This window comes from Nonomuraea diastatica, from assembly GCF_004349015.1.
Lineage (GTDB): Bacteria > Actinomycetota > Actinomycetes > Streptosporangiales > Streptosporangiaceae > Nonomuraea > Nonomuraea diastatica.
This window is the reverse complement of the sequence record NZ_SMKP01000299.1, coordinates 1-8,071: the sequence shown is the minus strand read 5'-3', so window position 1 is coordinate 8,071 and position 8,071 is coordinate 1. Positions and strand designations below refer to the sequence as shown.

Sequence of the window (8,071 nt, the reverse complement as noted above, 5' to 3'; positions counted from 1 at the left end):
GTCCCTAACACCGTCGCGCACGACCCCGGTACTTCGGAGAGAAGTGTTCCACATGGGCAAGATCGCGATCCGCGCCTCCATCGCCCTGCTGGCGGCGGGGGCCTTCACCACCGTCGCCGCCGCCCTGGTGATGCCGAGCCGCTGGGAGGGGCAGCCGCTGACCCTGCGGGAGTCGCTGATGGCGGGCACACCGGCGATCGCATCCAATGTCGGTGGAATTCCAGAAATCTTGGGCAAAGCTGGGATTCTGGTCGCCTATGGGGACGTGGAGGGGCTGCGGAGGGCCGTACGGAAGTTGCTCGCAGAACCGGGAGCTGCGGAGATGCTCGCCGCGGAGGCCGAGCGGCGGGGGCGGGAGATGCCCGGCGAGGACGACGCCGTGCGGAGTGTGCTGTCCCTCTATGGAGGCGAAGATCCCATGGATGGTTAGGCGGGCTCAGTGCGCTCTCGTATACTGCCTGGGTTAGGGAGGGGAGTATCCCTTCGCGACAGCCTCGTCATCACGGTGCAGCCCCGCTCCACGGGGCCCCCGGGGCTGCCGGTCCGCAGGTGACGCGGGCGGGAGAGACCTCCGGCAATGATTGGTGTATGCCGGAGGCTTTGAGTGAGCGTACCCGCGTGGGCCTGGATCGCCGTGATCGGCGGTCTTCTTGTTGTGTTGGCCGTTGATCTGTGGATCGTCGACCGCGGCGAAGCCCGTGAGTTCTCCATGCGGCAGGCCGGCTACTGGGTGACGTTCTATGTCGTCTTGGCCGCCGCGTTCGGTGTCATGCTGTGGACCACGTACGGCGGCGACAAGGCGGGCGAGTTCTTCGCCGGCTACATCACCGAATACAGCCTTAGCATCGATAATCTTTTCGTCTTCTTCATCATCATGGGCAGGTTCGCCGTGCCGCGGGCCTACCAGCACAAGGTGCTGCTCGTCGGCATCGTCCTCGCGCTCGTCATGCGCGGCATCTTCATCGCGCTCGGCGCCGCCGCGCTCCAGCGGTTCAGTTGGCTCTTCTACGTGTTCGGCGCCTTCCTCATCTACACCGCGGTCAACATCGTCCGTGATCACCTCAGGGGTAAAGAAGAAGAGGTCAACGAGAACATCCTGCTCCGGTGGGTGCGCGGGGCGTTCCCCACCACCGAGGGGTACGTCGGGTCGAAGGTCACCGTCAAGATCGACGGCAAGCGCATGGTGACGCCGATGCTCATCGTGATGGTGGCCATCGGGAGCACAGACCTGTTGTTCGCGCTCGACTCGATCCCCGCCATCTTCGGGCTCACCAAGGATCCGTTCATCGTCTTCACGGCTAATGCGTTCGCCCTGATGGGGCTGCGTCAGCTGTACTTCCTCCTGGGTGGGCTTCTGCAGCGGCTCGTCTACATCAGCTATGGTTTGGCGTTCATCCTCGGGTTCATCGGGGTTAAGCTGGTTATGGAGGCCTTGCATGCCAGCCATGTCTCCTGGGCGCCCGAAATTCCTATCTGGGTGTCGCTCACGGTCATCGGTGCCACCATGGTCATCACCACCGTTGCGAGCCTGGTCAAGGCCCGCATAGACACGCGCAAGGGCGAGGCGGCTCATTCAGAGCAGGTCTAGCTATTGGACTTCGTGGCGCTTTGCTTGTGTAGTTGCGCTGTGTCATAGTTGCTAGTTTTGTAACATCACAGCAAAGCGCCCAGTCCAGTCCACCACCAAAGGTTGTACGTGTCCGATTCTGCCAAGTCGAGCCGCGCAAACCCTGTCAGGCTCGCACGCGGGGTCTCCCCGTGGCTTTTCCCCACAGCGGCCGCGGCGGCCGCCACCGCGTTGTTGACGCGCAGAGACCGGCGGTGGGCGCTCGCGGCGGTGCCGCTGGGCGCGCTCACCGGGGGCATGCTCTGGTTCTTCCGTGACCCCGACCGCACGCCGGGTCAGGGCCGCGTCCTGTCACCCGCCGACGGCGTGGTGCAGAGCATCGACCCGTGGCCGGACGGCCGCACCCGGGTCGCGATCTTCATGAGCCCGCTGAACGTTCATGTCAACCGTGCCCCCCTTGCGGGAAATGTCACATCCGTGCAGCATGTGCCAGGTGGGTTCCTGCCGGCGTTCAACAAGGACAGCGATCAGAACGAGCGCGTGGTGTGGCATTTCGAGACCGCGCTGGGCGACATCGAGATGGTGCAGATCGCGGGCGCGGTGGCGCGCAGGATCGTGCCGTACCTGAGCGCGGGCGCGAAGGTCACGCCGGGCGAGCGAATCGGGCTCATCCGGTTCGGCTCGCGGGTCGACATCTACCTTCCCGAAGGGATTTCCCCTGCGGTGTCCGTGGGGGAGAAGACAGTTGCGGGGGTGACCAGAATTGACCGCGGCTGACGCCGGTAGCTGGCAGGCGGATGACGAAGAGCCTCGTGGCCCCGTCGGCAAGGCGTTCCGCCTGTCCGCCGCCGACTCCCTCTCGCTGGGCAACGCGGTCTGCGGGTTCATGGCGGTGTGCGTCCTCGCCTACTCCGCGATCATGCAGCTCCAGATGGCCGGCGGCCCGTTCGTGCCCAATCCGAGCTACTTCGCCACCGCCGTCGTGCTCCTGCTCATCGGGGCGACGTGCGACCTGTTCGACGGCCTCGTCGCCCGGCGCTTCCGCGCGTCGGCGATGGGCGCCGAGCTCGACAACCTGGCCGACGTGATCAGCTTCGGGTTCGCGCCCGCGTTCATGGTCGTGATCTGGGGCGGGTTCACCGATCAGGTGCCGTTCACCGCGGTGCTGGTCGCGGCGGCGTCCGTGCTGGTCGCCGGGGTCGTTCGGCTGGCCAGGTTCGCTTGCGTCAAGACCAAGAGCGGCGACTTCATGGGCCTGCCGATCCCGATGGGCGCCATGACGGTGATCTCGATCGTGCTGCTGTTCCAGCCGAGCATCTATGCGCTGCTGGCCGTCCTCGGCGTGGCGTGGCTAATGGTCAGCCGGATCGAATATCCCAAGCCGAAGGGCCAGCTCGCGGCGGTCGTGCTCGGTTGGATCATGGTGAACGTGGCGTTCCTCACGTTCTGGGTCGCCTGGCCGGAAGGGGGCGACCTGCCGATCAAGATCGGTGCGACCATGCAGATCGCGCTCGTGGCGGCGATTCCGCTCCGGATGCTCTTCTACAAGCGCGAACTCCGTAAAGAAGCCGAGCGCATCGGCGACTGATGGGATTGTCCGCACTCCTTCGGATGTGATGGAACCATGCCGGCGCAGCCGCGCGAGCACACGCGCACCTACTTCCTCGCCAAGCTGGCCGAGGAACTGGAGCAGCGCGGGCTGACCGCCACCCTGCGGTCCTCCCCGCCGGCGTTGCGGATCAGCGATCCCGACACGATCCTGCTGGCCGAGACCGTCGACTGCGTACCCCTCTCGGAGGGGTGGTTCTACCGCTGGTCGTGGGGCGAGCTCGTCGGCCTTGCCGACGATCCCGCCCTCGCGGCCGAGCGGATCGTGCACGTGCTCGCCGCCCGGCAGTGACCCCTGCCCGCAGGCGCGACTACCAGCCGCGGGCCTTCCACTCGGGCAGCGCGGGCCGCTCGGCCCTGAGCGTGGTGTCCTTGCCGTGGCCCGGATAGACCCAGGTCTCGTCGGGAAGGCGGTCGAAGACACGCTCCACCACGTCGTCGTAGAGTTGGGCGAAACGCTCGGGGTCCTTCCACGTGTTGCCGACGCCGCCGGGGAACAGGGAATCGCCCGTGAAGAGGTGATGACCTGCCTCGCCGCCGTCGTAGAGCAGGGCGATCGATCCTGGCGTGTGCCCCCGCAGGTGGACGACCTCCAGGCTGACCGCGCCGGCGGTGATCGTGTCGCCGTGCTCGACCGCGCGGTCGACCGGCACGGGCAGCGCGGGCGCGTCGAGCGGATGGGCGATCACCTGAGCACCGGTCACCCTGATCACCTGCTCCAGCGCCTGCCAGTGGTCGGGATGCTGGTGCGTGGTGACGACCGCGCGGATCGGCTGGTCGGCGATCAGCGCCAGCAGGCGGTCGGAGTCGGCGGCGGCGTCGATGAGCAGGCCCTCGCCCGTCTCCGTGCAGCGCAGCAGATAGGCGTTGTTGTCATAAGGGCCGACGGCGAGCTTGGAGATCGTGAGCGCGGGCAGCTCTCGCACGTCGGCGGGGCCACCGACCTGGACGTCACCTGTATAGGTCATGGGTAGTCCTCCGGAGGCGTCGCGGGCAGATCAGCGGGGGCCGTAGCCGTCAGCCACGCCGGCGGCGCCGGAAGCGCCGCCGGTTCTGGTGTCGGCAACCGCCCCACGTGCACCAGCGTAACGCCCTCGCCGCCCGACCTGCCGGTGAGCCAGGCCAACATGGCCGCGGGGGCTCCTTCGACGGCGGGGCCGGAGCCGAGCCGCGGCCACCTGGCGAGGATCCCGCCCCCCGAGCCCTTGAGGACGATTTCGCTCACCGTGCCGCCGTCGCGGGGCCAGCACGCCCGGCAGTCGTGGAGTTCGCGGGCGACGAACGGCTCCGGCCAGTCCGCCGGGCCGTACCCGGCGTCGAGGTCCACGTGGTGGAAGCCGATCTCGCGCAGGCGGCGTACGAGGAGGTACCAGGCGGGGTGCGGAGGCGGGCGCATGCCCTCCACCTGCGCGGACCAGCATTCGCCCGGCATGTCGCGGACCGCGGCGGCCACGCGGGCGGCGCCCTCCTCGATGTCGGCCAGGTGACGGGCGACCGGGCGGGCGGCCGCGGCCTCGATCGCCGTGGCCCTGGCCTGGAGTGAGGCGTACTGCGGGGTTCGTACGCCGGTCCTGGCCCAGGCCAGGAGGTTGAGGTGGGAGCCGGCGTTCTGGGCGACGTGGGCGAGCACGTGGCCCCTGGTCCAGCCGGGCAGGAGGGAAGGGGCGGCCAGGTCTGCGTCACTGAGCGACGCGGCCGTGGCCAGCAGTCGGTTGGTCGCGGCGGAGAGTTCGGCTTGGAGCGCGGGTAGGACCACCATGCCTGAATTTTTCATCATTTCTGGGTGTCCCCGCTGGATCGGGGATGAAAGCGGCAGGTCAGGAGGTTGAGCGGTGAAGGGCTCCTGCGAGGTGGGAGATGGCCGTAACCTGTGATGGACGCGTTTCGGGGGCCGGTCACTCGCACGTGAGCCCGCGCCGCCGAAATTGTCGGAGCCCCCGTCTACCATCCGCCGTGGACCTATCCGCCTTTCGACCTCCGGGATCGCCGTGGCAGACCGCCTGATCGTGCGTGGTGCACGAGAACACAACCTCAAAGACGTCTCGCTCGACCTGCCGCGAGACTCGCTGATCGTCTTCACCGGCCTGTCCGGCTCCGGGAAGTCGAGCCTGGCCTTCGACACGATCTTCGCCGAAGGTCAGCGGCGCTATGTCGAGTCGTTGTCGGCCTACGCCCGCCAGTTCCTCGGTCAGATGGACAAGCCCGACGTCGACTTCATCGAGGGCCTGTCGCCCGCGGTGTCGATCGACCAGAAGGCGACCAGTAAAAACCCCCGCTCGACGGTTGGCACGATCACCGAGGTCTACGACTACCTCAGGCTGCTGTGGGCGCGCATCGGCAAGCCCCACTGCCCGGTGTGCACCCGCCCGATCGCCAGGCAGACCCCGCAGCAGATCGTCGACCGGGTGATGGATCTAGAGGAGGGCACCCGTTTCCAGGTGCTCGCCCCGGTTATCAGGGGCCGCAAGGGCGAATACGCCGAGTTGTTCCGCGAGTTGCAGACCAAGGGCTTCGCCCGGGCCAGGGTCGACGGCACCGTCGTACGCCTGGAGGAGCCGCCCACCCTGAAGAAGTACGAGAAGCACGACATCGAGGTCATCGTCGACCGTCTGTCGGTCAAGGAGTCGGCCCGGCGCAGGCTGACCGACTCGGTCGAGACGGCGCTGCAGTTGTCCGGCGGCACCATCACGCTCGAGTTCGTCGATCTCCCTGAAGACGACCCCAACCGCGAGCGCTTCTACTCCGAGCACCTCTACTGCCCCTACGACGACCTGTCGTTCGAGGAGCTGGAGCCGCGTTCGTTCTCGTTCAATTCGCCGTTCGGCGCCTGCCCCGAGTGCACAGGCCTGGGCACCAAGATGGAGGTCGACCCCGACCTGGTGGTGCCCGACCCCGAGCGCACCCTGCGCGACGGCGCGCTGCACCCGTGGTCCGGCGGCCACACCAGCGAATACTTCAGCAGGTTGATCGAGGCGCTCGGCCACACGGTCGGATTCACCCTCGACACGTCGTGGGAGAAGCTGCCGAAGAAGGCGCAGAAGTCGCTGCTGTACGGCCACGACGAGCAGGTGCACGTCCGCTACAGCAACCGTTACGGCAGGCAGCGCTCCTACTACACGACCTACGACGGCGTCATCCCATGGGTGCAGCGCAGGCACGCGGAGGCGGAGAGCGACGCGGCCCGCGAGCGGTTCGAGGGCTACATGCGGGAGATCCCGTGCCCCACCTGCAAGGGGGCCAGGCTCAAGCCGGTCACCCTCGCCGTGACGGTGGCAGGGATGTCGATCGCCGAGGTGGCGGCGATGTCGATCGGCGAGTGCGCGAAGTTCCTGGCCGCGCTCAAGCTGTCCGACCGCGACATGCAGATCGCTGAGCGGGTGGTCAAGGAGATCAACGCCCGCATGGGCTTCCTGCTCGACGTCGGCCTCGACTATCTCACCATGGACCGCGCGGCCGCGACCCTCGCGGGCGGCGAGGCCCAGCGCATCAGGCTGGCCACCCAGATCGGCTCCGGCCTGGTCGGCGTCCTTTATGTGCTCGACGAGCCGTCCATCGGCCTGCACCAGCGTGACAACATGCGCCTGCTCGACACGCTGGTCAGGCTGCGCGACATGGGCAACACGCTGATCGTCGTCGAGCACGACGAGGACACGATCGCGGCGGCCGACTGGGTCGTCGACATCGGGCCGGGCGCCGGCGAGCACGGCGGCCAGGTGGTCGTCTCAGGCACGGTGCAGGACCTGCTCACCAGCGAGGGTTCGCTCACCGGGCAATACCTGTCGGGGCGCAGAAGTATCCCGATTCCCGCCAACCGCCGTAAGCGCGACAAGAAGCGGCAGATCACCGTCAAGGGCGCGCGCGAGCACAACCTTCAGGGCGTCGACATCGAGTTCCCGCTGGGTGTGTTCACGGCGGTGACCGGCGTGTCGGGCTCCGGCAAGTCGACGCTGGTCAACGACATCCTCTACAACGCGCTGGCCAAAGAGCTCAACGGCGCCCGCACGGTGCCGGGGCGGCACTCGCGGATCAACGGCATGGACCAGGTCGACAAGGTCGTCCACGTCGACCAGTCGCCCATCGGGCGCACGCCACGCTCCAACCCGGCCACCTACACCGGCGTGTTCGACCACGTGCGCAAACTGTTCGCGGCCACGTCCGAGGCCAAGGTGCGCGGCTACCAGCCGGGGCGCTTCAGCTTCAACGTCAAGGGCGGCCGCTGCGAGGCGTGCTCGGGCGACGGCACCATCAAGATCGAGATGAACTTCCTGCCCGACGTCTACGTCCCCTGCGAGGTCTGCCACGGCGCCCGCTACAACCGGGAGACGCTGGAGGTCCACTACAAGGGCAAGACGATCGCCGAGGTGCTCGACATGCCGATCGAGGAGGCCCTCGGCTTCTTCGACGCGATCCCCGCGATCAAGCGCCACCTGCAGACGCTCAACGACGTGGGCCTGGGCTACGTGCGTCTCGGGCAGCCGGCCACGACCCTGTCCGGCGGCGAGGCGCAGCGCGTCAAGCTCGCCTCCGAACTGCAGCGACGGCAGACCGGCCGGACGATCTACGTGCTCGACGAGCCGACCACCGGCCTGCACTTCGAGGACATCCGGCGGCTGCTCGGCGTGCTCGGGCGGCTGGTCGACGGAGGCAACACGGTGATCGTCATCGAGCACAACCTCGACGTCATCAAGACCGCCGACTGGATCATCGACATGGGGCCCGAGGGCGGGTCGCGCGGCGGCACGCTCGTCGCCAGTGGCACGCCGGAGGAGGTCGCGCTTGTGGACGAGAGCCACACGGGCCGGTTCCTGCGAAAGATCCTGGCGCACTGACCTCCGTACGAGCGGCGCATCGCCGGGCGGCGACAGGGGCGCGGCCGGGCGCGGGCGTGATCTGGCG

General features: G+C 67.8%; 8 protein-coding genes. 6 read left to right on the top strand and 2 right to left on the bottom strand.

Annotation, left to right across the window (positions count from 1 at the left end; translation table 11 throughout):
• The 5 genes from E1294_RS49805 to E1294_RS49785 form a co-directional block, all read left to right on the top strand.
• The coding region (locus E1294_RS49805; protein WP_132519672.1) for a glycosyltransferase at positions 1 to 430 on the top strand (430 nt) is incomplete at its 5' end.
• Between the two features lie 174 nt (positions 431 to 604).
• Complete coding sequence (locus E1294_RS49800) at positions 605 to 1,588, top strand: TerC family protein (RefSeq protein ID WP_132519669.1); 984 nt, start codon at positions 605 to 607, stop codon at positions 1,586 to 1,588.
• 108 nt (positions 1,589 to 1,696) lie between these two features.
• Entirely contained in the window at positions 1,697 to 2,344 is a 648-nt protein-coding gene (locus E1294_RS49795) for a phosphatidylserine decarboxylase (protein WP_132519666.1), read from the top strand.
• Positions 2,331 to 3,155, top strand: coding sequence for a CDP-diacylglycerol--serine O-phosphatidyltransferase (pssA, locus tag E1294_RS49790; protein WP_132519663.1), 825 nt, complete (start codon positions 2,331 to 2,333; stop codon positions 3,153 to 3,155). The genes E1294_RS49795 and pssA overlap by 14 nt, the downstream gene beginning before the upstream one ends.
• A gap of 36 nt (positions 3,156 to 3,191) precedes the next feature.
• Positions 3,192 to 3,467 carry a hypothetical protein gene (locus tag E1294_RS49785; RefSeq protein ID WP_132519660.1) on the top strand — a complete coding sequence of 92 codons (276 nt, stop codon included), beginning with the start codon at positions 3,192 to 3,194 and terminating at the stop codon, positions 3,465 to 3,467.
• A 19-nt stretch (positions 3,468 to 3,486) separates the two neighbouring features.
• On the opposite strand, the gene E1294_RS49780 is transcribed toward E1294_RS49785, so the two are convergent.
• Both E1294_RS49780 and E1294_RS49775 read right to left on the bottom strand, forming a co-directional pair.
• Positions 3,487 to 4,143, bottom strand: a complete 657-nt coding sequence (locus tag E1294_RS49780; protein WP_132519657.1) for an MBL fold metallo-hydrolase — start codon at positions 4,141 to 4,143, stop codon at positions 3,487 to 3,489.
• Complete coding sequence (locus E1294_RS49775; RefSeq protein WP_132519654.1) at positions 4,140 to 4,934, bottom strand: maleylpyruvate isomerase family mycothiol-dependent enzyme; 795 nt, start codon at positions 4,932 to 4,934, stop codon at positions 4,140 to 4,142. Before E1294_RS49775 ends, E1294_RS49780 begins: the two co-directional genes overlap by 4 nt.
• 229 nt (positions 4,935 to 5,163) lie before the next feature.
• Here E1294_RS49775 and uvrA point away from each other — a divergent pair, with 229 nt between their 5' ends.
• A complete protein-coding gene (gene uvrA, locus E1294_RS49770; protein ID WP_132519651.1) occupies positions 5,164 to 8,004 on the top strand; it encodes an excinuclease ABC subunit UvrA in 2,841 nt (946 codons plus the stop codon).
• The last annotated feature ends 67 nt before the right edge of the window (positions 8,005 to 8,071 follow it).

What these genes read in the sequence shown, in the direction of transcription:
- E1294_RS49780 (WP_132519657.1), bottom strand. Translation starts at nt 4,143, where the DNA reads ATGACCTATACAGGTGACGTCCAGGTCGGTGGCCCCGCCGACGTGCGA.
- E1294_RS49775 (WP_132519654.1), bottom strand. Translation starts at nt 4,934, where the DNA reads ATGGTGGTCCTACCCGCGCTCCAAGCCGAACTCTCCGCCGCGACCAAC.
- E1294_RS49785 (WP_132519660.1), top strand. Translation starts at nt 3,192, where the DNA reads ATGCCGGCGCAGCCGCGCGAGCACACGCGCACCTACTTCCTCGCCAAG.